At 72.3% G+C, this 1,465-nt stretch carries 1 protein-coding gene; it reads right to left on the bottom strand.

Annotated features, from left to right (window positions below; genetic code table 11):
- Positions 1-1,407 (bottom strand): cobalamin-dependent protein (locus PLP61_RS09220; protein ID WP_324502336.1); only part of this gene is annotated, 1,407 nt, incomplete at its 3' end.
- Positions 1,408-1,465: the final 58 nt, after the last annotated feature.

Genomic DNA, 1,465 nt, shown 5'->3' with positions numbered 1-1,465 from the left:
CGCGTCGACCAGCTCCTGGCGCACGGCCTCCAGCCGCTGCACCCGCCGGGCCGCCTCGGCCAGCTCCTCGGTGCGGGCGTGGTAGCCACGCACCGCGCCGCTGATCTCCGAGAGGTACCGCACCCGCTCACCCGGGATGATCTGCCGGATCGAGGAGGAGTGGCGCACCTGCACCGGGGCCAGCGTGCCCTCGTCGAGTGGCACGTCCCGGTCGGCGAGCAGTCCCCGCAGGTGCTGGTAGAGCGCGGTGACGCCGTCGTCGTTGAACGTCGCGGCGGAGGTGCCGAAGACCGGCATGTCCGTAGGCTGGCGGCCGAAGGCCTCCCGGTTGCGCACCAGCTGACGACCGACGTCGCGCAGCGCGTCCATGGCGCCCCGGCGCTCGAACTTGTTGATCGCCACGACGTCGGCGAAGTCGAGCATGTCGATCTTCTCCAGCTGCGAGGCGGCGCCGTACTCGGGTGTCATCACGTACAGCGAGAGGTCCACGAACGGGACGATCGCCGCGTCGCCCTGCCCGATGCCCGGCGTCTCGACCACGACCAGGTCGAAGCCGGCCGCCTTCAGCACGTCGATCACGTCCCCGAGCTGCTCGGGGAGCTCGTGGGCCCCCCGGGTCGCCAGCGAGCGGAAGTAGACGCGGTCGCCGTCCAGGGAGTTCATCCGGATCCGGTCGCCCAGCAGCGCGCCGCCGCCCTTGCGGCGGGTCGGGTCGACGGCGAGTACGGCGATGCGCAGCTTGTCCTGCTGGTCGACCCGGAACCTGCGGACCAGCTCGTCGGTGAGCGAGGACTTCCCGGAGCCGCCGGTGCCGGTGATGCCGAGCACCGGGGTGTGCCGTCCGTGCGCGGCCGTCCGCAGCCGGTCCAGGACCCCCTCGGGCAGCCGGCCCTGCTCGGCGCCGGTGATCGCCCGGGCGACGGCCCGGCGGTCGCCGCTGAGGACCTCCTCCGCCCCCACCTGCCGGCCCGCCCACAGGTCGACGTCGCACGCGGCGACCACGGAGTTGATCATGCCGGCCAGCCCCATCCGCTGGCCGTCCTCGGGGGAGAAGATCGTCACGCCCGAGCCGCGCAGCCGCTCGATCTCGTCGTGGACGATGACGCCGCCGCCGCCGCCCACGACCTGCACGTGGCCGGCGTCCTGGGCCCGCAGCAGGTCGACGAGGTACTCGAAGTACTCCACGTGCCCGCCCTGGTACGACGACACCGCCACGCCCTGCACGTCCTCCTCGAGCGCCGCGTCCACGACCTCCTGCACGGAGCGGTTGTGGCCGAGGTGGATCACCTCGCACCCCTGCGACTGGAAGATCCTTCGCATGATGTTGATCGAGGCGTCGTGCCCGTCGAACAGGCTCGAGGCCGTCACCAGCCGGACGTGGTGGCGCGGACGGTGGAGGTCGGGCATCACGAACACCTTCTCCTGGGTGCGGGACGGGTCCAGTCAAGCACGCCGCGGAGGGGTC

The sequence above is a fragment of the Nocardioides sp. genome (genome assembly GCF_035429765.1).
Classification (GTDB): domain Bacteria; phylum Actinomycetota; class Actinomycetes; order Propionibacteriales; family Nocardioidaceae; genus Nocardioides.
Note: the sequence above shows the minus strand (reverse complement) of the source record. Positions and strands in the feature narration are given on the sequence as shown.